The following is a 584-nucleotide window of genomic DNA, read 5'->3' as shown; positions in this document are numbered from 1 at the left end:
AATGAAAAATGAATTTGGCATGAAGGTTCGAGCAACGCTATTCGCTAAAAATATGCACCAAAAAGAATTAGCGAAATTACTTGGGATATCTAATGCTTACTTATCGGATATTATCCGTGATAAACGAAAAGGTAAGGATATCAGGGCTAAAATCATAAAGATCTTAGATATGAAGGAGGTCTCATAACGGAAATGAACACGCTAAGTTCAACAGATGATAAACAATTAGTATTTGAAAGCAATGGAAAAGTTGTAACTGATAGTTTGATGATTGCTGAAGTCTTCGGGAAAACTCATGACAATGTACTGAAAGATATTCGCAAGCAAATGGATTATGCGGGTTATGAATTTTCGCTCGTAAATTTTCACGAGCGAACTTATGAGAGTAGAGGACGTTTATATCCTAAAATCGACCTGACGGAACAAGCTTTTACATTAGTTGTTATGAGTTACAACACAAAAGAGGCAGTTCAAATGAAGATTAAGTTCATTCAAGAGTTTGAACGAATGCAACAATATATCCGTGATAAACCAAAGGCGATGAACGCAAAAGAAAGTATCCTGGCGAATATGAAAATGACTAT

The 584-nt window shown here is 35.1% G+C and carries 2 protein-coding genes; both read left to right on the top strand.

Annotated elements, in window-relative coordinates; all coding sequences use genetic code 11:
- The first annotated feature begins 1 nt into the window (after position 1).
- Complete coding sequence (locus KVT34_RS29690; RefSeq protein WP_217563237.1) at positions 2-187, top strand: helix-turn-helix domain-containing protein; 186 nt, start codon at positions 2-4, stop codon at positions 185-187.
- 5 nt (positions 188-192) lie between these two features.
- Positions 193-584, top strand: a 392-nt coding sequence (locus KVT34_RS29685) for a Rha family transcriptional regulator (protein ID WP_217563236.1), incomplete at its 3' end; no start/stop codon positions are given.

This window comes from Paenibacillus sp. GbtcB18, from assembly GCF_019091125.1.
Lineage (GTDB): Bacteria > Bacillota > Bacilli > Paenibacillales > NBRC-103111 > Paenibacillus_F > Paenibacillus_F chitinolyticus.
This window is presented reverse-complemented; position numbering and strand designations above follow the sequence as displayed.